A 24,904-nucleotide genomic window follows, 5' to 3' on the forward strand; every position below is an offset into this window, starting at 1 on the left:
CAGGTCGGGGACGGATGGTGCCGTTCGTCACTCCACCACCTGCCGCCCTTCCGGGCGCGCGCTGCACGAGGCGCGGAACGCGCAGTGCGCACAGTGCTGGCCGGTGCTGGGCGTGAACCGCTCGTCGAGGACCTTGCCGGCCGCGGTGGCCAGCAGTTCGCCGACCCACTCCCCCGACAGCGGCTCCTGCGTCTGTGTCCTGGGAAGGCTGTCGCCTCCGTCGCGTTTGGCGGCGCCCTGTCTGAGGTGGACCAGTTCGGCGCCGCCAGGTTCGGGGTGCGCGCCGTCGAACGCCGTGTCGACGGCGCCTTCCCGGACGGCGAGCTGGTAGACGGCGAGCTGCGGGTGCCGCTCCACCTCACGCGCGGTGGGCGCCTGCTTGCCGGTCTTGAAGTCGACCACGTAGGCGCGGCCCGCCGGGTCCGTCTCCACGCGGTCCATCTGGCCGCGGATGCGGACCTGGTAGTCGCCCGCCCCGAGGGTGACGTCGAAGTCCTGTTCGCTGGCCACGGGGGTGCGGCCGGCGCGGTTCAGCACGTGCCAGTTCAGGAAGCGTTCGAGGGCCGCGCGCGCGTTGTCCTTCTCCTGGTGCGACTTCCAGGGGGCGTCGAAGGCGAGCGCGTTCCACACGGAGTCCAGGCGTTCCATCAGGGCGTCCAGGTCGGCGGGGGTGCGGCCGGAGGCGACCTCGTCGGCGAGGACGTGCACGACGTTGCCGAAGCCCTGCGCGGTGGTGGCGGGGGCGTCGGCCTTCACCTCGCGGCCCAGGAACCACTGGAGCGCGCAGGTGTTGGCGAGCTGGTCGAGGGCGCTGCCGGAGAGCACCACGGGCTGGTCGCGGTCGCGCAGCGGCACCCTGCTCTCGGTCGGCTCGAACATGCCCCACCAGCGGTAGGGGTGCGCGGAGGGCACGAGCGGGCGGCCGTCCTCGTCGGTGAGCGCGGCGAGCCGGGCGAGCCGGCGGGCGGCGGCCTCGCGCAGGGCCGCCGACGCGCGCGGGTCGACCGTGGTGGCGCGCAGCTCGGCGACGAGCGCGGCCACGGACAGCGGGCGGCGGGGGCGCGCGGTGACGTCCTTCGGTTCGACACCCAGCTCGGTCAGGAACCGGGACGGCTGGTCGCCGTCGTCGGCCGGTGCCTTCACGGCGGTGACGACGAGGCGGTCACGCGCGCGCGTGGCGGCGACGTAGAACAGCCGGCGCTCCTCGGCGAGCAGCGCCCCCGGGGTCAGCGGCTCGGCGAGACCGTCACGGCCGATGCGGTCGGCCTCCAGCAGCGAGCCGCGGCGCCGCAGGTCCGGCCAGAGGCCCTCCTGGACGCCGGCGACGACGACCAGCCGCCACTCCAGGCCCTTGGAACGGTGCGCGGTCATCACGCTGACCGCCTCGGGGCGTACCGCGCGGCGGGTGAGCGTGTCGGCGGCTATGTCCTCGGCGTCGATCTCCTCCAGGAAGTTCAGGGCGCCGCGGCCCCCGGTGCGTTCCTCCGCGCGGGCGGCGGTGGCGAACAGCGCGCACACGGCGTCCAGGTCGCGGTCGGCGTTGCGGCCGGCGGCGCCGCCGCGCCGGGCGGCCCGCTCCAGGCGCGCGGGCCAGGGTGTGCCCTCCCACAGGTCCCACAGCGCCTCCTCGGCCGTACCCCCGCCGGCGAGGCGCTCACGGGCCTTGCGCAGCAGCGCACCGAGGCGCTGCGCCCCGCGCGCGTACGCCGGATCGTGCACGGCCAGCCGCTCGGGTTCGGCGAGCGCGCGGGTGAGCAGGTCGTCGGACGGGGGCGGCAGGGGGTTGCCGGCGGCGCGCTCCTCCTCGCGCAGGGCGCGTCCGAGGCGGCGCAGATCGGCCGGGTCCATGCCGGCGAGGGGCGAGGCGAGCAGGGTGAGCGCGGTCTCGGTGTCGAGCCAGGAGGCGGCGGCCTCCGGGGCGTGGGCGGAGCCGGCGGCACCGGCACCGTCCAGGGCGTCCGCGGCCGCGCCTTCCGGCTCCGCGACCGTGGAGGACTCGGTTCCGTCGCCCCCGGCTTCGTCGGCCTCCGCTTCACCGGGCTCGGCCGCTCCGCTCCCGGGCTCGGTCTCAAGCCCGGCTGCGCCGGTCGCGGCCCCGGCCCCGGTCTCGGTGCCGTCCGCCTCGCCGGGCGCGTCGTCCTCGTGGTCCTCCTCCCGGCGCCGTACCTCCGCCGTGGCCACCGCGCGCAGGGCCGTGAGCAGCGGTGCCACCGCCGGCTCGTGCCGCAGCGGCAGGTCGTCGCCGTCGATGTCGACGGGCACACCGGCCGAGGTGAGGGCCCGGCGCAGGGTCGGCAGGCTGCGGGAGCCGGCACGCACCAGGACGGCCATGTCGGCCCAGGGGACGCCGTCCTCCAGGTGCGCGCGGCGCAGGACGTCCGCGATGTTGTCCAGTTCGGCGCCGGCCGTCGGGTACGTGTGGACCTCGACCCGGCCGCCCTCCCGCACGGGGACCTGCTCGCGGTGGGCGCGGACCTTGTCGGCGGGCAGCCGGGTCAGCGGCATGCGCTGGGTGATCAGACGGGTCGCGGCCAGCAGGGCGGCACCCGAGCGGCGGGAGGTGCGCAGCACCTCGACGGGGGCGGGGCGGCCGTCCGCGCGCGGGAAGACGGCCGGGAAGTCCAGGATGCCGTTCACGTCGGCACCCCGGAAGGCGTAGATCGACTGGTCGGGGTCGCCGAAGGCGACCAGGGTGCGCCCCTGGCCGGCCAGGGCGTGCAGCAGCCGGACCTGGGCGGGGTCGGTGTCCTGGTACTCGTCGACGTACACGGCGTCGTACCGGGCGGCGAGCTGTGCGGCGGTCTCGGGGCGGCGGGCGAGCAGGACCGCGCGGTGGACCAGTTCCGCGTAGTCGAGCACGCCCTGGAGGTCGAGTGTGTCGAGGTAGTCGGCGAGGAACGCGGCGGCCGCCCGCCAGTCGGGGCGTCCGATGCGGCGCGCGAAGGCGTCCAGGGCGTCCGGGCCGAGGCCCAGCTCGCGGGTGCGGGCGAGGACGGCCCGGACCTCGTCGGCGAACCCGCGCGTGGTGAGGCAGGCGCGCAGGTCGTCGGGCCAGCGCACGTGGGACAGGCCGAGCCGCTCCAGCTCGGGCTGCCCGGCGAGCAGCTCGCGGACGGTGACGTCCTGCTCGGGGCCGGAGAGCAGGCGCAGCGGCTCGGCGAACCGGTCGCTGTCCTGGTGGGCGCGGACCAGCGCGTAGCAGTACGAGTGGAAGGTGGTCGCCCGGGGCGCGCGGGCCGCGCCGATGCGCAGCGCCATGCGGTCGCGCAGGTCGACGGCGGCCTTGCGGCTGAACGTCAGCACCAGGATGCGCGCGGGGTCGCCGCCCCGGGCGATCCGCGCGGCGACGGACTCGACCAGGGTGGTGGTCTTGCCGGTGCCGGGACCGGCGAGGACGAGCAGCGGTCCGGTCCGGTGATCAACCACGGCGCTCTGTGCCGCGTCCAGACGGGGGGGATCCGTGGCGGGCGGCGGGGTACGGACCAGTCGGTAAGCGCCACGGCTCCCCTGCCGCACCGAGGGGTGCGGCAGGCGCCTGGTGGAGGAAGAGGAGCTCACGTGATCGGCCGGTCCTGGTGGTTGTACTGGTGGGCGGGCGGTCACGCGCGCGAGGCGGTGGCCGCGGGGTGAGCGGGACGCGAGCTGCCGACGCTACGCCGCCGATCCGGGCGGAAGCAGGGCTTCCCGTTCATCCCTCGGGGCGCTCGGGGCACGCGTGTCCCACTCCTCACGAACGTACGGCATGCCACCGACGTCCCCGGTGTCACCCGAACGGGCCACGGGTCTGCCCTGGGGGCAGCGGATGGCGGAAGCTGTCAGATGTGACCCTCCGCGTCCGCGCCGCCGTCCCACCGGGCCCGTCGCATGTCGAGCCGCGGCAGGTGGCCCTGTGCGCCGCGGCCCGCCTGCTTCAGCGGGGTGCCCTCCGCGCGGTAGTGGCCGAGCGCCCGCAGCTCGTGGCCGGGCAGCAGCACCCCGTCCGCGCGCACCACGCGCCACCATGGGACGGCGCTTCCGTAGAGAGCCATCACCCGGCCGACCTGGCGCGCGCCTCCCTGCTCCAGCCACTCCGCGACGTCGCCGTAGGTCATGACCCGGCCGGGCGGGATCAGCTCGGCGACCTCGAGGACCCGCTCGGCGTACTCCGGCAGCGCGTCCGCGTGCTCCTCGCGGGCGTCTTCGGGAGGGATCAGCTCGCTCATCCACCCCATCCTGCCGCACCGCGCGGGTGTCCCGGCGGGGTGCGCGAGCCGCGGTCCGCTCGCCCCCGGGCGGTGCTTCGGGCAGACTGTGCGCCCGCGCATCCGCACCCTGATGCCCCCGTGGGCCGGTGGGGCATGCCACCATCGTGCGGGCGGTGACTGGTGATACGAGACCAAGAAGAGACCATGAGCGAGCAGGGCGTGCACCCAGACGGAGCGGCGGGCACCCCTGACGCCGCCGCGCGCCCGGACACCGCCCGCGCGGGCGGTGTCGACGGCGGCGCGCACCAGGAAGACGCCGGTCCACGCGCGGACGTCGGCTCGCGTGACGACGCCGGTTCCCGGGGGGACCTCGGCCCGCCGGAGGGCGCCGGCCCCCGCGAGGAACCCGGTAATCGAGAGGACGCAGGCCCACGCGCGGAAGCCGGTCCTCGACAGGACGCGGACCCACGCGCGCGGGCGGACGGCTCCGAAGCGGCCGAGACGCCCGCAGCGGCCGGCACCCCTCCGGCGGCCGAGAAGTCCGGAGCGGCCGAATCCCCCGCCCCCGTCGTCACACGCGCGCGTGGCCGCGGCGCGGAGGCCGCCGGAGGAGCGCCCGGCTCCGCGAGCGCGCCCCCGGTCCGGTCCCCGCACGACGACGACCCGCACGCCGAGCGGGTGGAGGGCGACGAACCGCTGCTCCCCGCGCGCGTGCACCGCCCCTCCGACCTCATGCGGCTGCTGGTGGGCGTGCTCGGGATCGTGGTGCTGCTCGCGATCGCCGCGTTCGCGCACGGCACCACCTCGGGCCTGGAACAGGACATCAACAAGGGCACCGGCCAGGCCCCCGACCTGCTGATCAAGATCGCGGGGCTGGCGTCCAGCATCGCGATCCTGCTGGTGCCGGTCGCCTTCGCGATCGAGCGGCTGATCAAACGGGACGGTCTCCGCATCGCCGACGGCGTCCTCGCGGCGGTCCTGGCCCACGGAGTGACGCTCGCCACCGACCTGTGGGTCGCCCGGGCCGCCCCGGACTCGATCCAGGAGGCGCTCACCCAGCCCTCACCGGGCGACATCCACGCCCTGACCGACCCGGTGCACGGCTATCTGGCGCCCGTGATCGCCTACATGTCGGCCGTCGGCATGTCCCGCAGACCCAGATGGCGCGCGGTGCTGTGGATCGTGCTGCTGCTCGACGCGTTCTCGATGCTGGTCACCGGCTACACCACCCCCTTCTCGATCGTCCTGACGGTCCTGATCGGCTGGAGCATCGCCTACGGCACCCTGTACGCGGTCGGCTCCCCCAATGTCCGTCCGACCGGCCAGACCCTGATGGCGGGCCTCAGGCACGTCGGCTTCCACCCCGTCAGCGCCGCCCGCGAGGAGACCGCGGAGTCGGAGAACGGCGACCGGGGCCGGCGCTACTTCGTCACCCTGGAGGACGGCCCGCCGCTGGACGTCACGGTCGTCGACCGGGAACAGCAGGCCCAGGGCTTCTTCTACCGCGCGTGGCGCAACCTGACCCTGCGCGGCTTCGCCACCCGCTCCAGCCTCCAGTCGCTGCGCCAGGCGCTGGAGCAGGAGGCGCTGCTGGCGTACGCGGCGATCGCGGCGGGCGCCAACGCGCCCAAGCTGATCGCCACCTCCGAACTCGGCCCCGACGCGGTGATGCTCGTCTACGAGCACACCGGCGGTCGCACCCTGGACTCGCTGGCCGACGAGGAGATCACCGACGAACTGCTGCACAAGACCTGGCACCAGGTGAGGGCCTTGCAGTCGCGGCGCATCGCACACCGCAGGCTGGCCGGCGACGCGATTCTGGTGGATCGTTCCGGCAGGGTGATCCTCACCGAGCTGCGCGGCGGCGAGATCGCGGCCGGTGAGCTGCTGCTCCGCATGGACGTCGCCCAGTTGGTGAGCACGCTGGGCCTGCGGGTCGGCGCCGAGCGTGCCGTCGCCTCCGCGGTCGGCGTGCTCGGCCCGGACGCCGTCGCCGACTGTCTGCCGATGCTCCAGCCGATCGCGCTGACGCGCTCCACGCGCGCGACGCTGCGCCGGCTGGCCCGGGAACGGGCCCAGCGCGAGCGCGAAGCGGTGCTCGAAGCCTCCCGGCAGACCAAGCTGGCCCGTGCGGAGGAGGCGTCCGAGGACACCTCGGCCGCCGCCGGGAAGCCCGACAAGAAGGCGGTCCGCGCCGAGCAGCGCGCGGAGAAGAGAGCCCTGGACGTGGCCCTCGAAGAGGCCCGCGAGGAGGATCTGCTCACCCAGATCCGGCACCAGGTGCTGCGCATCAGGCCCCAGGCGCCCGTGGAGCCGGCCCGGCTGGAGCGGGTCCGGCCCCGCACGCTGATGAGCTTCATCGCCGGTGCGATCGGCGCGTACTACCTGCTGACGCAGCTGACCCACATCGAGTTCGGCACGCTGTTCGCGCAGGCCCAGTGGGGCTGGGTGATCGCCGCGGTGCTGTTCTCGGCGCTCAGCTACGTCGCCGCGGCGATGGCGCTGCTGGGGTTCGTGCCGGAGCGGGTGCCGTTCCCGCGGACGGTCGCGGCACAGGTCGCCGGGTCGTTCGTGAAGATCGTGGCACCGGCCGCCGTCGGCGGTGTCGCCCTCAACACACGCTTCCTGCAACGCGCCGGCGTGCGCCCGGGACTCGCGGTGGCGAGCGTCGGCGCGTCGCAGCTCTTCGGGCTGGGCTGCCACATCCTGATGCTGCTGTCCTTCGGCTACCTGACCGGTACCGAGAAGACGCCCTCGCTGTCGCCGTCCCGCACGGTCATCGCGGGCCTGCTGACCGTGGCCGTCCTGGTCCTCGTGGTGACCTCGGTGCCGTTCCTGCGGAAATTCGTCGTCACGCGCGTGAGGTCACTGTTCGCCGGTGTCGTACCCCGCATGCTCGACGTGCTCCAGCGGCCCCAGAAGCTGATCACCGGCATCGGCGGCATGCTGCTGCTGACCGCCTGCTTCGTGATGTGCCTGGACGCCTCCATCCGGGCCTTCGGCGACGGTTCGGTGTCGCTGAGCATCGCCAGCGTCGCCGTGGTCTTCCTCGCCGGCAACGCGCTCGGCTCCGCGGCTCCCACCCCCGGTGGCGTGGGCGCGGTCGAGGCCACCCTCACCGTCGGACTGATCGCCGTGGGCCTGCCCAAGGAGGTCGCCGCCCCGGCCGTCCTGCTGTTCCGGCTGCTGACCCTGTGGCTGCCGGTGCTGCCGGGCTGGCTGGCCTTCAACCACCTCACCCGCAAGGGAGCGCTGTGATCGGTCCCGCCGGGCGGGGTACCCCGGACGGCCCGCGCCCCGCGCGAGCCGGCGTGCGCACGCTCACGATGGGAGCATGGCGAACCCCTTCCGGCTGCGCGCCGTCGCGCTGACCACCTCCGCTGTGCTGTGTGCCGCTGTGCTGGCCGGGTGCGGCGGCAGCACCGAGAACGGGGATCTCCGGCAGCAGAAGCTGGACTGGAAGGACTGCCCGGCCCCGTCCGAGGCGGAGGGCGGCGGCAGCGCCCCGTCCCCGCTGCCGAACGGCGGCACCTGGCAGTGCGCCACCATGAAGGCGCCGCTGGACTGGGGCAAGCCCAAGGGCGACACGATCGGCATCGCCCTGATCCGCACCCGTGCCACCGGCCCCGCGAGCGGACGGATCGGCTCGCTCGTGTTCAACTTCGGCGGCCCGGGCGGCAGCGGCGTCACCACGCTGCCCGCGTTCGGCCCGGACTACTCCACCCTGGGCACCCGTTACGACCTGGTCAGCTTCGACCCCCGTGGGGTCGGCCGCAGCGCACCGGTGAAGTGCGAGAGCGACGCCCAGCTGGACGTGTACTTCCAGCAGGACGCCACCCCGGACGACAACGCGGAGATCGCCCAGTTCCTGAAGCGCACCAAGCGGTTCAACGGGGCCTGCGAGGAGAACTCCCGGCAGATCCTGCCGCACGTGCGCACCACGGACGCGGCGCGCGACATGGACCTGATGCGCCAGGTCCTCGGCGACCGGAAGCTGCACTACTTCGGCATCTCCTACGGCACCGAACTCGGCGGTGTCTACGCCCACCTGTTCCCCAAGAACGTCGGCCGGGCCGTCTTCGACGCCGTCGTCGACCCCACGGAGGACCCCGAGCAGAGCGCCCTGAGCCAGGCGAAGGGCTTCCAGCTCGCTCTCGACAACTTCGCCGAGGACTGCACCTCGAAGACCACGGAATGCCCCATCGGCGACACCCCGAAGGAGGTGAAGGACCGGATCGCGAAGCTCCTCGCCGACCTGGAGAAGAAACCGATCCCGGGCATCTTCCCGCGCGAGCTGACCCAGACCGCCGCCACCAACGGCATCGCGCAGTCCCTGTACTCGAAGGACTTCTGGGAGTACCTCACGGAGGGCCTGGAGCAGGCGTACGACGGTGACGGCAAGATCCTCATGCTGCTGTCCGACTCGATGAACGGCCGCGGCGAGAACGGCGAGTACAGCAACCTCATCCCCGCGAACACCGCCATCAACTGCGCCGACGACAAACCGCGGTACACCACCGCCGACGTCCAGCGGGGGCTGCCCCGGTTCCGAGCCGCCTCCCCGCTGTTCGGGGATTTCATGGCCTGGGCCATGCTGAGCTGCATCGATTGGGCGGTGCCGGGCGCCGCCAACCATCCCGAGGTCAGCGCACCGGGCGCGGGGCCGATCCTCGTCGTCGGCAACACCGGCGACCCGGCCACCCCGTACGGGGGCGCGAGGGCGATGGTGGAGGCGCTCGGCAAGGGCGTCGCCGTCGAGCTGACGTACCAGGGCCAGGGTCACGGCTCCTACGACAGCAAGGACAAGTGCGTGCAGAGCGCGGTGAACGCCTACCTGCTGGACGGAAAGCTGCCGAAGGCCGACACCGTCTGCTCCTGAGAGATCACCGACAACCGGACGAAGTCGCAGGTCGGAGCGTTATCCACAGGCCACAACGGACTGGGTCCCGGGCGCCTGCCATTCGGGTGACCCGGTCGGCGCCGGCGCTGACGGCGGTGCTGGAAGCCGCCGCTCACTGCGTCCACACCCGCAGGAACTCTTCGGCCGGGATGGCCTCCAGCAGATCCTCTTCAGGGTCGATCGCTTGGTCTGTCAGGCCACCGTGCTCGTCCTCCAGGTGCTCCCGGCTGTACCGGTGGAGATGGCCGGCGGAAGTCAGCTCGGCTTGTTTGATGACGACCAACTCACCGCGGTCAGGTACAGCCTCGATGTACCACAAGCCGCCCTCCTCGTCAGCGTGGCGGAAGTGGTGCCGCTGGGTGGCGGCTTCATCGAGTGCTCGGAAGTACGCCACGGTCTCTGCTTTGATGCGCTCCAGGTCAACCACGGGACCATCGTGTCAGCAGGCGCACGCGGTGACCCCGTTCTGGCATCCACAAGTGACATCAACAGCGCCGGACGCCAGCACTCCCAGGCGGTCTGGCACGGCCGGCATGGCCAGGCGGTTCCCCGGGGGTGTGACGAAGTGATCGAACTCCTAAAGCGGGTGTCGCAGGTTCGAATCCTGCCGTCCCTACCGAACCCGAAGCGGTGCAGTGGATGGTTGTCGCCGCCCGACGTACGTATGGGGCATGGGAGGACTCACGACACCGACCAAGGGTTGTGCATGCCGGCCCAACTCGACGCGTGAGAAGGGACATGCGTGCAACCTGTGACGTCTGGGCTTCCGCTGCGCGCTGAGTGCATGTAGGGAGGTGTCCTCGAAGTTCGCCTCCACTCGCATTCCTGTGTCCACACATCCCAGGGGGACCCTTGAACCTTCGCGTGCCCAACCGCGCCTTCACCCGAGTTGCCACCGCGCTCGCGCTCACTCTGGCCTTCGCCGGTGCGAGCACCGGCCTGCTGCACGGGCCCGAAGCGCAGGCACTGACCGTATCGTCCGGCTCGATGAGCTTCAGCGGCGACGCGGGCGACTACATCAGCGGCGGCCAGTCGTACTCCTACTCGCCGGCCGCCGGCGATACCCTCAACGTCAACGGTTCGAGCGACGACAACCACATCTCCGTCAGCGTCGACGGCGCCAACGGTGACTGGTGGTACCTCGATCTCGCTGCTCCCGCCGGGCAACAGCTCGCGCCCGGTGACTACACCGGCGCCACCCGCTATCCGTTCAACGAGGCCGCGGAGCCCGGCCTTTCCGTCGACGGCAACGGTCGCGGGTGCAACACGCTGACCGGATCGTTTTCCGTAGCAGACGTGGTCTTCGGCCCGAACGGCTATGTGCAGAAACTCGACGCCACCTACGAGCAGCACTGTGAGGGCGGCACCGCCGCGCTGCGCGGCGAGATCCACATCGACAACCCGGCGCCGCCGGCTGCGCTCGACCTGGGCGTCGCCATCGACCTCAAGGGCACGGCGAGCTACCTGAACGGCAAGGCCACCATCGGCGGCACCGTCAGCTGCAACGAGCCGACCCAGGTGGACGTCTCCGGCACCGTCACTCAGGTCGCCCACCGCATCCTCATCAAGGGCTCCTACGCCACCAAGGTGGCCTGCGAGCCCGGCGCCCCGGTCACCTGGACCGCGACGGCCGCGCCCACCGGAACCACCCCGTTCCAGAAGGGCGACGTCGAGGTGCAGGCCCAGGCTCAGGCCCAGGACCCGCACTACGGCCAGACCGTGACGGTGACGCAGACCGCCGTGGTCGCGCTGAGCAAGGACTGATCAGCCGCACACCGTGGCAATGAACTCAACCGGGTGAACCGTTCTTCGAGGTGAGGTTCCGCGTCGGCGTAGCCGGTGCGGAACCTCACCTTGTTATGTCCTGGTTCTCAGGAGTTGCGTACGGCGATCGAGGACAACCCCGGATCCCGGACCAGGTGATGGCTGACATGCGCCTGCGACCGGGGGTCGGCTCGACGCGGAACCCGAAGGCGCGTGCCAGAGGCCCTGTCTTCATGCTCCGCCACGCCGGAATCACCCGCCCCGAGGGCCACTTTCGATCACACCGCACTCCCGATCGATAGGACAACAGCTTCAGCCCTTACAACTGGTGCTCGGTGTCCGCAGCTTCCCAAGCTGATGGCTCCCCGTTCACCCCGTAACGATCAAGCATCATCGCGACAGCGGCTATGGCGCCGGTGTGATGATCTCGCCATGGCCAGCGAGGACACCTCAACTCACGACAGTGGCTCAGCCGTGGACTCTCCCAGGGAAGCGGCTGCGGCTCTCACGAAGCGCCGTCGTAACCCTGCAAAGAGCTTGCTGGTCCTCACCGCAGTGCTCTCTCTTGCTGTCGGCTCCGGCCTCGGCTACGCCATTGCGCACTCATCTGGGTCTACAAGGGCCTCGGTGCCTGGAGACGCTCCGATCATTGCCGGGGTCAGCAAGAAGACCGTCTGCAAGCTCGTGAGCGGTGCGATGCGACAGCAGTTCAGCATCAGAGAGGCATCTCCCATGGCTGAGGAGAAGGGTGGCGCCTCCTGCTATCTGCTGATGACACAGGACGACGCGGCTGAACCAGCTGGGTTCGTGGTCGCCTTCTACCCCACCGCAGAGTCCTTGCAGCAGACGGTGGATGGTACAGACGTAATCCCGGAGAAGGCAGAGCCGTTGCTGATCCAGGGGCGAGCAGCGGCCCGCCAAGTCCTGTACGGCGACGCCTGGAAAGCTCAGCTCACCGTTGATGTAGGTAATAAGGCAACGCTCTACGTTGAGCGGTTCGGCCCCAAGGATTCACTGTCGGATCGAGAGCTCCGTCGGTCTGTCGACGACCTAGCCACCGCTGTTCTCAAGCGCCAGAAAGCGTGAGGTCAGCAAGAGGCCAAAGGTCAGCCAAAGCCGACCGACAACGACAGAAGCCCACGGCATCTGAGCTGGTCAGAGCCGTGGGCTTCGTCAGGTTCCCCGGTAGGGGGAAGGGAGGGTCAGTAGACCGGCTTCTCCGGTTCGATCTGGTTGACCCAGCCGATGACGCCGCCGCCGACGTGGACCGCGTCGGCGAAGCCCGCCGACTTCAGGACCGCGAGGACTTCCGCACTGCGGACACCCGTCTTGCAATGCAGGACGATCTTCTTGTCCTGCGGCAGGGTCTCCAGGGCGGTGCCCATGAGGAACTCGTTCTTCGGGATCAGCTTGGCGCCCGGGATGGAGACGATCTCGTACTCGTTCGGCTCCCGGACGTCGATGATCTCGATGTTCTCGCCGTCGTCGATCCACTCCTTGAGCTGCTTCGGAGTGATCGTGGAGTCGGCCGCGGCCGCCTGGGCCTCCTCGGAGACGACGCCGCAGAATGCCTCGTAGTCGATGAGTTCCGTGACGGTCGGGTTCTCGCCGCAGACCGCGCAGTTCGGGTCCTTGCGGACCTTGACCTGGCGGTACTGCATCTCCAGGGCGTCGTAGATCATCAGACGGCCGACCAGCGGGTCGCCGATGCCGGTGAGGAGCTTGATGGCCTCGTTGACCTGGATGGAGCCGATGGACGCGCACAGCACGCCCAGCACGCCGCCCTCGGCGCAGGAGGGGACCATGCCGGGGGGCGGGGGCTCCGGGTAGAGGCAGCGGTAGCAGGGACCGTGCTCGGACCAGAACACGGACGCCTGGCCGTCGAAGCGGTAGATCGACCCCCACACGTACGGCTTGTTCAGCAGTACGCACGCGTCGTTGACCAGGTAGCGGGTGGCGAAGTTGTCGGTGCCGTCGATGATCAGGTCGTACTGGCTGAAGATGTCCATCACGTTGTCGGCTTCCAGCCGCTCCTCGTGAAGGATCACGTCCACGTACGGGTTGATGCCCTTGACGGTGTCACGGGCCGACTCGGCCTTGGAGCGGCCGATGTCCGACTGGCTGTGGATGATCTGGCGCTGGAGGTTCGACTCGTCGACCTCGTCGAACTCCACGATGCCGAGAGTGCCCACGCCCGCGGCGGCCAGGTACATCAGCGCCGGCGAGCCCAGGCCGCCGGCGCCCACACAGAGCACCTTGGCGTTCTTCAGCCGCTTCTGCCCGTCCATGCCCACGTCGGGGATGATCAGGTGGCGGGAGTACCTGCGGACCTCGTCTACGGTGAGCTCAGAGGCTGGCTCGACCAGGGGTGGCAGCGACACGGGGACTCCGTTGGTCGGTCGATCACTACAGTTGTTCTCGTGGTAACACTGCCACGCCCTTCTTCATTCCGAGACACCCGTTCCGACCAGCGAGACGATGGTGTCCCAGCAGCCGGGCATCGCCTTCCCGGGGCGGTTCTCCGAGGGCCGTCTCCCAAGGGCCGCCGGGGCGGGCGCCGGTCAGATGCGGCATGCCGCCTCCATCCAGATGTCCGCCAGGGACTCCTCCAGGTTGATGCGGGGCCGCCAGCCGAGGCGGTCGCGGGCGGTGCGCACGTCGGCCTGCTGCCAGGTGCCGCAGCCGTCCGGGTAGGGGTACGCCACCGGGACGGCGTGGTCGGAGTCGGTGCGCGGGTGCCCGATGGCGGCGCGCAGCGCTCCCGGCGGAACGTCGAGTTCGTGCAGCGCACCGCCGTATCCGGCCACGCGCGCGAGGACGGCCGCGGCGTCCCTGAGCCGGACGGCACGGCCGGACCCGATGTTGATCACGCCCTGCGCCGCGGAGAGCGAGGCGGCGTGCACGGCCCGGGCGACATCGCGCACGTCGATGAAGTCCCGCTGGACACCCAGGCCGGCCAGCTTGAGTTCACCGTCGCCGGACTGCATGGCGCGGCGCATGGCCTCGGCGAGCCGGCCGAGCGGGGAGCCGGCCGGGGTGCCGGGGCCGGCCGGCGAGAAGACGCGCAGGACGACGGCGTCCAGACCGGAGCCGAGGACCAGTTCGGTCGCGGCGAGCTTGCTCACGCCGTACGGGCCGCCGGGGCGCGGCACGGCGTCCTCGGCCGTGGAGGAGCCGGGCTGGCTGGGGCCGTACTCGGAACCGCAGCCGACCTGCACCAGGCGGGCACCGCAGCCGCTGCGGCGCAGCGCCTCGCAGACGGTGGCCACGGCGACGGTGTTGTGCCGAGTCAGGTCGCGGGCGCCGCCGCGGGTGGCGCCCGCGCAGTTGACGACGACCCCGGGGTGGACCGCGTCCAGGAAGCGGGTGAGCGCGCCCGGGCTGCCGGTGGCGAGGTCGAAGCGGACGTCGGCGTCGTCACCGCGGCCGAGCGCGGTCAGCTGGACGGCCGGGTCGGCGAGCAGGCGGTCGGCGACGAAGCGGCCGATGAACCCGTTGGCTCCGATCAGCAGGACCCTCATCGGGCGGCTCCCGGGGTGTGCGCGCCGGTGGTACCGGTCGTGGCGACGGCTCGTGCGGCCGCTCCGGACGCTCCGGCGGTTCCGGTGGGTCCGGACGCTCCGGGTCGGGAGGTGGTCATCTGGTGTTCTCCTTCAAAAGGGGTGGTGCGGGTGCCCGCGGCCGTGGGTGGGCCGGCGGGCGGAAGGGTCACTCGGCCGCTCCCGTGGGGGCGTGCGCCGAGGCCCGGGTGAGGGTGCGGCAGGCGTGCCAGAGCAGGGCCAGGGCGGCCGTGCCGCAGGCGAGGGTCGGTACGGCGGGTTCGCCCCACGCGTCCACGAGGGTCTCGACGGGGGCCGCCAGGAAGGCGCAGCCGGGCAGCCGGCCGGCCACCGGCAGCGCGAGGGCCGCCGCCTCCGTGGCCGCGGCGGCGCCCAGCGCGAGGGCGGGGGTGTGCCGGTGGCGGTGCACGGTGAGCAGGCGGGCGAGCAGGAGGAGGGCGCCCAGGGTGAGCGCCTGGGGGTAGCCCGCGGGCTCGTGCAGGACATTCCCGCACAGCCCGAGCAGGGCGCCGAACACGCCCAGGAACAGGGCGAACACGCCGATCAGCAGCGGTTTCGCGGCGGCCGTGAACTCCTTCAGACCCCGGCTGCGGGCCAGTGCGCGGCGGGCGCCGGCGGCGAGGAGGTGGGCGGACCAGGCGGCGGGGGCGCAGGCCGGCAGGAGGGCCAGGGCGGGTGCGGCCGTGATGGGCCAGGTACCGCCGGGGACCGTGGCGGGCAGGGCGTCGGGGCCGCCGGCCAGGACGACGCGGAGGAGGCCGTCACCGGCGACGGCGTAGCCGAGCAGCCAGAGCGTCCACACGCGCGGGCCGGCCGCGGAGCGCCGCGCGCGTGGGCCGGGCGGGCCGGCGAGCGGGCCGTGGCGCAGGACGGCACGGACGGCGAGCCCGGTGGTGAGCAGTCCGGCCAGGATCACCAGCAGCCGGGGGTGGCCGCCGGTGAGGCGGGCTCCGGTCACGGTGGCCGCGCCGAGCGCCCCGGGCAGGAGGGCGAGCAGGGCCCAGCCCACACGGGCCCGGGGCACCGGCAGGGGCCGTGGGCGCGGCCCGGTGTCGTGCGGCACGCGCGCGTACAGCTCTTCGGCGAGCGAGAAGACGTCGCGGTGGCGTAAGCGGGCGGCGGTCCGGTCGGTGACGCCGTGCGCCTCCAGTCCGGCGGCGATCTCCAGCGGGTCCACCGCCCGCTCGCACAGCTCGCGGTGCCGGTGCAGCAGGGCCTTCACCGGGTCGGCGGACACCCGGCGGGGGCCGGCGCCCCGCTCCCACCCGGACCGCGCGTCCGGCCCCGCGTACGACCTGGGGTCCGGTCCCTCGTCCGGTTCCGCGTCCGGCCTGGGGTTCGGTCCCTCGTCCGGTTCCGCGTCCGGCCTGTTCACCGGCCTGGTGTGTGCGCGCGCGGGAGGCACGGCCTCCCCCGACGGCTGTACGGCGGCCCCCCGCCGCGCCTCCGGATCGGCCGGCAGCCACGCCCTGGACCGCGCGTCCCACGGATCGGCGCCGCCGGGTCTCCGCGGCCGGTCCGCACCGGCCGGCTCCCTCCGGTCCAGGGCGCCGTCGAAGGCGGGACCGTCCTCGCCCGCCGCGGCGCCGGGGGTCCGGCTGTCGAGGCCGCTCATCGTGCCGCCTCCACCGCCGCCGGGGTGGCCCGGACCGGGGTGCTCGTCACCCAGCCGGGGATGGCGCGCGGCAGGGCACGGGCCGTGGGGCCCGTCCAGTGGCCGGGGACGCGGGACTCGGCGGGGGCGGCGAAGGGCAGGGGCTCGCCGGACTCGTCCAGGGCGACCCGGCGGACCGGGCAGTGCGAGACGATCTCCAGGTAGATGCCGTGGAAGGCCGCGGTGTTCCGCTCGACGGTGAACAGTTCGAGCGCCCGGGCGCGCGCCGCCGCACCGAGGCGCTCGCGGCGCTCGGGGTCGCGCAGCAACGCCACGCACGCCTCTGCGAGCGCCCGGGGGTTGCGCGGGGGCACGACCAGTCCGGTGCCCCCGATGACCTCCACGACGGCGCCCACGTCGGTGGACACGGTTGCCCGGCCGCAGAACATGGCCTCGACGAGGCCGACCGGGAAGCCCTCCAAGGCGCTGGACAGGACGACGACCGCGCCGGCGGCGTACGCGTCGGGCAGCGTCGGGATCTCGGGGGCGCCGATCTCCCGGAAGGAGACGGGGTTGTCCCCGGCGGCGTGCGCGCCCCCCGCCTCGTCCGGGAAGAGCCGCGCGGCGAGCACCCGGCAGTGTCCGAGGTAGGCCGCGCCCTCGGCGCCGGAGGGGGCGCCCACGATCCGCAGGCGGGCCCTGGGCTCCTCCCTGCGGACCTCGGCGAAGGCGTGCAGCAGCGACACCAGGTCCTTGGTGGGGTCGACGCGCCCGACCCAGACCAGCGTGTCCGCGTCGCCCCGGTCCGGGGACTCGCCGGCCTCCGTGAACCGGTCGGCCGCCATGCCGGGGTACACCGTGCGGATGCGGGCGCGGTCGGCACCGCACCGTTCCTGCCAGCGGCGCGCGTGCGCGTTGCCCGGGGTGAGGATCTCGGCCCGGCGGTAGACCTCGGCCGCGAGCCGGCCGTGGAAGGCGGCGAGCAGCGTGCGGACGGCGGGGGTCGCGGCGTCGGGGCCCAGGGTCAGGTAGTGGCCGCGCAGCCGCACGCCGTACTCGGTGACGAGCAGCGGGACGCCGCAGAAGTGCCGGGCGAGCAGCCCGCCGAGCGCGGCGGGGCCGCCCGCGGTGGCGTGGCAGAGGTCGGCCGCGCCGAGTCCGTCGTCGTCGTACCAGTCGAGGGAGAGGGGGCGCAGGGCGCGTTCGAGGTGCGCGGTGACGGCGAGCAGGTCGGACACGCCCGCCTCGCGCGCCGTGCGCGGCGTTCCGGGGGCGCGGCAGGCGTGCTCCAGGGCTCGTACGGCGATGTCCGAGCGCAGGGCGCCGGCCAGGCCGCCCGCCTCCCGGGCGAGTTCGGCGAGCCCGTACAGCGCGCTGCCGAAACGGTCCGCCAGGTCGCCGGACCCGACATCGGCAATGCCCGCACTCGCACCCCGCGCGCCGGTGCTCGCGCACACCGCCCGCACCAGCTCGCCGTAGCACTCGGTGAAGCGCCGGCGTGCGCGCCGCCCGTGGGCGACCCCGTCCTCCCCGGTCGCCCACAAGGGTGCCGTACGGACCCGGCCGACGTGCGGCGGGAGCGGGGCGCGGCGCTCGCCCGCCCGGTGCGGGGCGCGGGAGAGCGCGTAGACGTCGAACCGGTGCTGCCCGAGCCCGCGCACGAGCCGGTCGTACCAGGGACTGGCGTCACCGCACGCATGCGGGAAGTCACCCTCGGTCAGCAGTCCTACGCGCACGTGTGCACCCCCGATCTCCCGTCTGGGGAGCCGTCGTGGTTCCGGCGGCTCGCGGCGGGACGAAGGTAAGCGCACACGGTGGTGGCGCGACGGACGGTTGTCCGTCGCGCCACCGAAAGGGGTGAAGCGTCGTAACTTTCGCGTGCGGGCCGCGTTCCGCCGCGCTATGGCTCCGTACGGCGGTCAGCCGGGCACGAAACGTTACGCCACGGCGGGCTCCCGGCGGGCGGCACGCCGCCGGGCCGCCAGTTCCGGGTCGAGCGCCGGTACGGCGGCCAGGAGCTGCTTGGTGTACGGCTCGCGCGGGCTGTCGTACACCTCGTCGGCGGGCCCGTACTCGACGAGCCGGCCGCGCCGCATCACCGCGACCCGGTCGCTGACCTGGCGGACGACGGCGAGGTCGTGCGCGATGAAGACGAGCGCGAGGCCGAGTTCCCGCTGGAGCTCGCCGAGCAGGGCGACCACCTGCGCCTGGGTGGTGACGTCGAGCGCGGAGACGGGCTCGTCGCACACGATGGCGCGCGGCTCGGCGGCGAGCGCCCGCGCGATGCCGATGCGCTGGCGCTGTCCGCCGCTGAACTCGTGCGGGTAGCGGTCGTAGTGCGCCGCTTCGAGCCCCACGCGCTCCAGCAGTTCCGTCACGCGCCCCCGGATGCGTTCCTCGTCCCGGTCGCCCCGCGCGCGGAGCGGGTCGGCGATGGACTCGCCGACGCTGCGGCGGGGATTGAGGGAGGAGACGGGGTCCTGGAAGACCATCTGCACGGCCGGGTTGACGCCGGTGTGCGGGCGCCCGTCGTAGCGGATCTCGCCGGCGGTCGGCTCCAGCAGCCCGACCAGCATGCGGCCGAGCGTGGTCTTGCCGCTGCCGCTCTCACCGACCACGCCGAGGGTCTCCCCGCGCCGTACGGTCACCGAGACGTCGTCCACGGCCGCGGACGCCCGCTTGCCGCGCCCGAACTCGCGCCGTACGCCGGTGGCTTCCAGCACCACTTCGCCGTCGGCCGGGGAGCCGGTCCGGCGGGCGTCCAGGCGCGGGACGGCGTCCAGCAGTTCCCTGGTGTACGCCTCGGCGGGCGCCGCCAGGACGGTGCCGACCGGGCCGCGCTCGACGGCCCTGCCGTGCCGCATGACGAGGATGTCGTCCACGCTCTCGGCGGCCACGCCCACGTCGTGGGTGACGAGCAGCAGGCCCATGCCGGTCTCCTCGCGCAGCGCGTGCAGCAGGTCGAGGATCTGGGCCTGGACGGTGACGTCGAGGGCGGTGGTCGGCTCGTCGGCGATCAGCAGGTCCGGCTCGCAGGCGAGGGCCATCGCGATGAGGGCGCGCTGGCGCATGCCCCCGCTGAACTCGTGCGGGCGGAACCGGGAACGCCGTGCCGCGTCCGGGATGCCGACCCGCTCCAGCACCTCCACCGCACGCGCGCGTGCGGCGCGGCGCGACACGCGCGTGTGGACGCGGTGGACCTCGGCGATCTGGTCGCCGATCGCGTGGTACGGGTCGAGCGAGGACAGCGGGTCCTGGAAGACCATGGCGGCCTTGGCGCCGCGCAGCCGCCGCAGCTCCTCGTCGGAGGCCGCCTGTACGTCGGTGCCGGCCACCCGGACCGAGCCGCCGACCCGGGCCCCGGTGCCCCGGTGCAGGCCCAGCAGGGCGCCCGCGACCGTGGACTTGCCGGAGCCGGACTCGCCGACCAGGGCGAGGGCGGCGCCCTTCGCCAGGCTGAAGGAGAGTGTGTCGACGGCCCGCAGGCCGCCGAACTCGACGGTCAGGTCCGTCACGGCCACCAGGCTCGTGTCCGCCGCTTCCACCCGGCTCATGTCCGTCACTCCCACCCGGCTCATGCGAGCACCACCCGTCGGTCGGCCACCGCGTACAGGACGTCCGCGACGGCGTTGGCGAGGACCACGAAGAAGCCGATGACCAGGACCATGCCGACGACCACCGGCAGGTCGACGACCTTCACGGCGTGCACCATCTCCTGGCCGAGGCCGGGCAGCCCGAAGAGGGTCTCGGTCAGGACGGCACCGCCGACGGCCGAACCGAAGGTGACCGCGTTGAGCGCGATGACGGAGGCCGTCGCGCCGCGCAGCGCGTGCCGGGCGATCACGGCGCGCTCGGAGACGCCGTAGGCGCGGAACGTGCGGATGTGGTCCTCGGCGAGCGTCTCCAGCATCGACGCTCGGGTCAGCCGGGCGAACCCCGCGGCCTCGATGAGGGCGAGGGAGAGCCAGGGCAGCAGCAGGTTCCACGCCCACTGTTCGGGGTCGTCGGTGAAGTTCACGTACTGCGGGAAGGGCAGCAGCTGGAGTTCGCCGCAGACGACGATCATCAGGATCAGTCCGATGACGAACACGGGCGTGGCCGTGCCCGCGAGGGTGATCGCGGTCAGGACGCGTTCGGAGAACCGGCCGCGCCGCCAGGCGGACAGCACGCCGGTGCCGACGCCGAGCAGCAGCCAGATCACCATCCCGCCGATCACCAGGGAGAAGCTGACCGGCAGCTTGGTCAGGATGATGTCGGTGACCTGCCGGCCGGTCTGGTACGACTGGCCGAGGCAGGGCGCCGAGCAGTGCTCCACGGAGGTGCCCGTGGAGAAGTCCTGGCCCACGAAGAGCCCCTGGAGGAAGTGCCAGTAGCGCACGTACAGCGGGTCGTCCAGGTGGAGCTGCTGGGCGACCTGGTGCACCTGGGCCGGGGAGCAGCGGGGGCCGCAGGTGATCTGGGCGACGTCGCCCGGGGTGACGTAGAAGACGACGTAGACGATCACCGAGAGCACGAGCAGGGTGATCACGGCGCCGACGACCCGGCGCAGGACGAAGCCGGTGAAGGCGTTCACGGCCGCTCCTCCTCCTTCTTCGGCTTCTGCGGCTTCTCCGGTCCGCCGTCCGCCACGGAGGACACGGAGGCGGTCCCGGGCGTCGCGGAGGTCCCGGGGGTCGCGGTGGTCCCGGGGGTCCCGGACGTCGTCGCCGTTCCGGCGCGCGCCTCGCGCTTGCGGCCGGTGCCGACGCGCAGGCGGGAGGCGGCGCGCGGGTCCAGGGCGACACGGACGCCGTCGCCGAGGACGGTCATCGCGAACACGGTCACGAACAGGGCGAGCGCGGGCAGCAGCAGATACTGCGGGGCCGCCTGGTACCAGACGTCGGCGGAGGTGAGCATCTGGCCCCAGGACGGGGTGGGCGGCTTCACGCCGACGCCGAGGAAGGACAGGGCCGCCTCGGCGCTGATGTTCGACGGCACCAGCAGCGCCGCGTAGGTGATGACCGGCGCGGCGAGGCCCGGGAGCAGTTCGCGCACGGCGGTCCGCCAGGTGCTCCAGCCGCTCAGCCGGGACGCGGAGACGTAGTCGAGGTTCTTCAGCGCGAGGGTCTGGGCGCGCACCATCTTCGCCATGGTGCTCCACCCGGAGACCAGGGCGATGATCAGCGCGACCAGGACTGGCCGCGGGAAATCGCCGGGCACCACGGCCAGCAGCGCGAGCGCCATGACCATCAGCGGTATCGCGAGGAAGAGGTCGGTGATACGGCTCAGCACCAGGTCGACCCAGCGGTTGCCGAGGCCGGCGGCCACGCCCATGGCGACGCCGACGAGGATCTGCACCAGCGTGGCGGCCAGCGAGACGCCCAGCGACACCCGGGCGCCGTAGACCAGCCGGGCGAACAGGTCGCGTCCGGTCTGCGGCTCCACGCCCAGCCAGTGGTCGGCGCTCGCGCCGCCGAAGGAGCCGATGGGCACGCCGCCGCGCGCGGAGTCGATCAGCGCGGGGTGGTACGTGGTGGGGTCCTGGCCCTCCAGCGCGGTGAGCAGCGGCGCGGCGAGCGCGACCAGGACGAGCAGCGCGACGACGGCCGCGGCGACGAGGGCGGCGCGCTGCGCCCGCAGCCGCCGCCAGAACTGACGTGCCCCCGAGACCGCCGGGACGGTGGTGTCCGTCCCGGCGGTCTCGACGACGACAAGTGCCTCGCTCACGGTGTTACTTCACCGCGACCTGGGAGACGTCCAGGACGCCGGTCCAGTCGCTGATGACGACGTTCTTGACGTCCTTGCCGACCAGGCGCTTGTAGACCGGGTGGAACAGCGGCACGACGAGGGCCTTCTCGCCGATCTTCCGGTCCAGCGCGCCCCACCGCTTGGCGGCGGCGTCAAGATCGGTCAACTTGTTGATCGCGTCAATCTCGTCATTGACCGACTTGTCGTCCAGCAGGCCCGTGTTGAAGTTCGCTCCATCCTTGACGATCTGCCGGCCGTCGAAGATCGGGGCGAGGAAGGGACCGCCGGAGGGCCAGTCGGCACCCCAGTGGGCGAGGAAGAAGCCCGGCTCGGTCCTGACGCTGCGGATCTTGTCCTTGTAGTCGTTGTCCTCCAGGCCCTGGAGCTTGACCGTGATGCCGGCCTTCTTGAGGGCGTCCTGGACGGCGGTGGCGATCTCCGGGCTGGTCTCGAAGTCCTTGCTGTTGGAGTGGGTCAGCGTGACGGTGAGCCCGTTCTTGTGGCCGGCCTGGGCGAGCAGCTCCTTGGCCTTGGCCGCGTTGCCGGAGGCGCCCGCCGGGAAGGGGTCGTACGGCGTGTAGCCGAAGGACTTCTGGTTGGGCAGGAAGGTGGTGGCGGGCTCGGCGAGGGCGCTGCCGCCGGCCGCGTTGACGACCGAGGACCGGTCGATGGCGTAGGCGATCGCCTGGCGCACCTTGGGGTCGTCGAACGGCTTCACGCTCGGGTTGAACGCGATGTAGTTCGTGTAGCCGAAGTGGCCGGTGCCCACGCGCGCGGCCAGCTCCTTGTCACCGGTGACCTTGGCGAGTTCGGCGGGGCCGAGGTTGGTGTCCGTGGTGACGGCGGCGGCGTCCGCGCCCTGGGAGGCGGACAGCCGCTGGTTGATCACCGAGGAGTCGAGACCGGAGCGCACGTCGATGGTGTCCGGGTACGCCTTGCGCTCGGCGTCGGTCGCGGCCGACCAGTTGGTGTTGCGCTCCAGGACGAGGTGCTCGCCGTCGTTCTCGTTCTTCACGACCTTGTAGGGGCCGGACGAGACCGGGTGCGACTCGTACTTGGTGCCCGTGTCCTTGCTCTTGGGAACCGGGGTGAACTGCGTCTGCGTGGCGAGGTACGGGAACTCGCCCTCGGGCTTGTTCAGATGGAAGACGATGGTCCGGGCGTCCGGCGTCTCGATCGCGGACAGGCCCTTCTTGTCCTTGTACGGCCCCTGGTAGTCGGCCGCGCCGACCAGCCAGTCGCGCAGGTAGGGGGCGCCGCCGGAGAGTTCGGGGGCGAAGGAGCGCTCGATGCCGTACTTGATGTCGGCCGAGGTGATCGGGGTGCCGTCCTCGTACTTGAGGCCCTTCTTCAGGGTGTACGTCCACACGGTCGCGTCCTTGTTGGGGCGCCCGGTGTCGGTGGCGAGGTCGGGGACGACCTTGGCGCCGGCCGCGCCGTTCTCGCGGTTGCGCGTGGTGAGGGTGCGGAAGACCAGCGAGGGAACGTTTCCGCCGCCGGAGGTGTACAGGCGCGCGGGGTCGAAGTCGCTCTGCGGCTGCGAGTTCAGGATCGAGAGCGTGCCGCCCTTGTGGGGCGCGGAGTCGCCGCCGGAGGCCTTGGCATCGCTGTCCTTCGGGCCGCACGCGGCAGCACCCGCTGCCACCAGCAGGCTGACGGATGCCGCTGCCACGCGGCGCGCTGTGACGGACGGTTGACGCATCGGAATGACGACCTCTCGGGGGGGGGTGATTCGGGGTTGATTCGGGGGGTGATCGAGGGTTTCTCGACTGGTGAGACATGTGGACGAGGAATGAGACGACTGCGGACAGACGTCGGCCCCGGCGTCGGGTCGTCGAAAAATCCGTGACCGGGTCACGGACGAAAAGGAGAAAAAGGTCGCGACGCGAACGCCCGGGAGGCGGCGTCAGCGACAGTGGATGTCGGCCACGCAGAGCGCGGTCACGCCAATGAGCGCCAGCTCGATGGCGGCGCTGTTGGAGACGGCGTGACGGGACCACATGCGCAGAAATATGGACGACCATGCGGGCTCATGTCAATGTGACATAAGCGGTCCCCGTCAACTCCCGGGATAGGGCCACGGATTGGGCCGACAGTGGATTCCGTCATGGTCGAGGAACTTGGTCTGCTGCTGCATGACGGGCGCCAGCTCGCCGTCCTTCTGGCAGCTGACGTGCCCGTTGCCGAGCCGGTGCCCGACCTCATGGTTGATCAACATCTGCCGGTACGCATGGATCCGGTCACCGTACGTCTTGCTGCCTTGAGCCCATCGGTACGCATTGATCATGACGCGTTCGGTCGCGGCGGAGTCGCAGGAGACGTTGTCCTCCGTGGTGTCCAGGCCGGACTTGGCGCACCACTTGGCGGTGGTGCCGGGGCTGGCCAGGGTGATCACGAAGTCGGGCTTGCCGGAGGAGACGCGCTCGAAGGTCCGGGCGCCGCCGTGCGCCCAGCTGCGTTCGTCGTTCAGGGTCATCTGCACGGCCTCGGCGAACAGCGCGCCGTCCAGACCCAGCCCCTGCTCGATGTCGACGCGGTACCGGTACTTCTGCCCGGTGCCGGGCGCCTTGTCGAAACCGGGCACGGCGTCGAACTTCCCCGGCCCGGTCAGCCCGGCCGCGAGCGGATACTTCGTACCCATCTTCTGGTCGTACGTCAGGGGCACCGTGCTCGGCGTGCCGGAGGGCGTCGGCCCGCCGGATGCCACGGAGCCACCGGCCTGGTCGGCCGCGGACCGCGACGACGCGCCGGCGTCGTCCCGGCCGTCGGACACCTGTCCGGCCACGACCACCGCAAGCACGGTGGTGACGGCGGCCGCCGCGATGCCGGTGAAGGCCCAGCCCTTGGTGCCGCCGCGCTGCCCGGGCAGACCGGCGCCGTCCGCCGCGGTGGCGGCCGGTCGCGGTGCCTCGGGCGGCTGCCCGCCCGCGCGGCGGGCCGCGGCCGTCCCGGCCGCGGAGCCACCGCCCTCCCGGGCGTCATGAGCGGCGCGGGCGTCCCGCGAGGCGCCTCCGGCGCCGTCGAAGGCGTCCAGGTACTCCTGCCGGGGGCCGGAACCGGAGCCGCGTCCTCGCCCGCCCGAGCCCGCCCGGCGCTGCCGGGGCAGCACCACACCGGGCCCGCCGGCGTCGGCCGTCCGCCGGCCGAACTCGCCCCAGCCGCCGCCGGGTTCCCG

General features: G+C 72.6%; 17 protein-coding genes. 4 read left to right on the plus strand and 13 right to left on the minus strand.

Annotated features, from left to right (window positions below):
* Positions 1-27: 27 nt before the first annotated feature.
* Together IF37_RS0127940 and IF37_RS0127945 are read right to left on the minus strand one after the other, a co-directional pair.
* Positions 28-3,558: an ATP-dependent DNA helicase gene (locus tag IF37_RS0127940; protein ID WP_106981865.1), complete on the minus strand. Its 3,531-nt coding sequence runs from the start codon at positions 3,556-3,558 to the stop codon at positions 28-30.
* Positions 3,559-3,815: 257 nt separating this feature from the next.
* On the minus strand, positions 3,816-4,202 hold the full coding sequence (locus IF37_RS0127945; protein WP_030748296.1) for an MGMT family protein: 387 nt from the start codon (positions 4,200-4,202) through the stop codon (positions 3,816-3,818).
* Between the two features lie 186 nt (positions 4,203-4,388).
* Here IF37_RS0127945 and IF37_RS0127950 point away from each other — a divergent pair, with 186 nt between their 5' ends.
* Positions 4,389-7,442 carry a lysylphosphatidylglycerol synthase domain-containing protein gene (locus IF37_RS0127950; RefSeq protein ID WP_030748299.1) on the plus strand — a complete coding sequence of 1,018 codons (3,054 nt, stop codon included), beginning with the start codon at positions 4,389-4,391 and terminating at the stop codon, positions 7,440-7,442.
* Between the two features lie 76 nt (positions 7,443-7,518).
* Entirely contained in the window at positions 7,519-9,063 is a 1,545-nt protein-coding gene (locus IF37_RS0127955) for an alpha/beta hydrolase (RefSeq protein WP_030748302.1), read from the plus strand.
* 133 nt (positions 9,064-9,196) lie between these two features.
* On the opposite strand, the gene IF37_RS0127960 is transcribed toward IF37_RS0127955, so the two are convergent.
* Positions 9,197-9,511: a hypothetical protein gene (locus IF37_RS0127960; protein WP_030748304.1), complete on the minus strand. Its 315-nt coding sequence runs from the start codon at positions 9,509-9,511 to the stop codon at positions 9,197-9,199.
* Between the two features lie 425 nt (positions 9,512-9,936).
* On the opposite strand from IF37_RS0127960, the gene IF37_RS0127965 reads away from it, so the two are divergent.
* Complete coding sequence (locus tag IF37_RS0127965; RefSeq protein ID WP_030748308.1) at positions 9,937-10,848, plus strand: hypothetical protein; 912 nt, start codon at positions 9,937-9,939, stop codon at positions 10,846-10,848.
* 432 nt (positions 10,849-11,280) lie between these two features.
* Positions 11,281-11,934 (plus strand): hypothetical protein, encoded by a 654-nt coding sequence (locus tag IF37_RS44620; RefSeq protein ID WP_158727398.1) that lies wholly within the window; start codon positions 11,281-11,283, stop codon positions 11,932-11,934.
* Positions 11,935-12,050: 116 nt separating this feature from the next.
* Here IF37_RS44620 and moeZ read toward each other — a convergent pair whose 3' ends face one another.
* The 10 genes from moeZ to IF37_RS0128020 form a co-directional block, all read right to left on the minus strand.
* A complete protein-coding gene (gene moeZ / locus IF37_RS0127975) occupies positions 12,051-13,229 on the minus strand; it encodes an adenylyltransferase/sulfurtransferase MoeZ (protein WP_030748314.1) in 1,179 nt (392 codons plus the stop codon).
* A 180-nt stretch (positions 13,230-13,409) separates the two neighbouring features.
* The gene (locus IF37_RS0127980; RefSeq protein WP_030748317.1) at positions 13,410-14,369 is read right to left on the minus strand and encodes an NAD(P)-dependent oxidoreductase; all 960 of its coding nucleotides are present in this window, start codon (positions 14,367-14,369) and stop codon (positions 13,410-13,412) included.
* Between the two features lie 187 nt (positions 14,370-14,556).
* Positions 14,557-16,023 carry a hypothetical protein gene (locus IF37_RS0127985; protein ID WP_253915868.1) on the minus strand — a complete coding sequence of 489 codons (1,467 nt, stop codon included), beginning with the start codon at positions 16,021-16,023 and terminating at the stop codon, positions 14,557-14,559.
* On the minus strand, positions 16,020-17,738 hold the full coding sequence (locus tag IF37_RS0127990) for a DUF3492 domain-containing protein (RefSeq protein WP_030748323.1): 1,719 nt from the start codon (positions 17,736-17,738) through the stop codon (positions 16,020-16,022). The genes IF37_RS0127985 and IF37_RS0127990 overlap by 4 nt, the downstream gene beginning before the upstream one ends.
* A gap of 201 nt (positions 17,739-17,939) precedes the next feature.
* A complete protein-coding gene (locus IF37_RS0127995; protein WP_030748326.1) occupies positions 17,940-19,556 on the minus strand; it encodes an ABC transporter ATP-binding protein in 1,617 nt (538 codons plus the stop codon).
* A gap of 20 nt (positions 19,557-19,576) precedes the next feature.
* Positions 19,577-20,575, minus strand: coding sequence for an ABC transporter permease (locus IF37_RS0128000; protein ID WP_030748330.1), 999 nt, complete (start codon positions 20,573-20,575; stop codon positions 19,577-19,579).
* On the minus strand, positions 20,572-21,708 hold the full coding sequence (locus IF37_RS0128005) for an ABC transporter permease (RefSeq protein ID WP_030748333.1): 1,137 nt from the start codon (positions 21,706-21,708) through the stop codon (positions 20,572-20,574). The genes IF37_RS0128000 and IF37_RS0128005 overlap by 4 nt, the downstream gene beginning before the upstream one ends.
* A 4-nt stretch (positions 21,709-21,712) precedes the next feature.
* Positions 21,713-23,431 carry an ABC transporter substrate-binding protein gene (locus tag IF37_RS0128010; RefSeq protein ID WP_030748336.1) on the minus strand — a complete coding sequence of 573 codons (1,719 nt, stop codon included), beginning with the start codon at positions 23,429-23,431 and terminating at the stop codon, positions 21,713-21,715.
* 204 nt (positions 23,432-23,635) lie between these two features.
* The gene (locus IF37_RS46675; protein WP_367647128.1) at positions 23,636-23,731 is read right to left on the minus strand and encodes an Ms4533A family Cys-rich leader peptide; all 96 of its coding nucleotides are present in this window, start codon (positions 23,729-23,731) and stop codon (positions 23,636-23,638) included.
* Positions 23,732-23,788: 57 nt separating this feature from the next.
* Positions 23,789-24,841: a DUF3152 domain-containing protein gene (locus IF37_RS0128020; protein WP_063886418.1), complete on the minus strand. Its 1,053-nt coding sequence runs from the start codon at positions 24,839-24,841 to the stop codon at positions 23,789-23,791.
* Between the last annotated feature and the right edge of the window lie 63 nt (positions 24,842-24,904).

It is taken from the genome of Streptomyces sp. NRRL S-31 (assembly GCF_000718775.1).
Classification (GTDB): Bacteria; Actinomycetota; Actinomycetes; order Streptomycetales; family Streptomycetaceae; genus Streptomyces.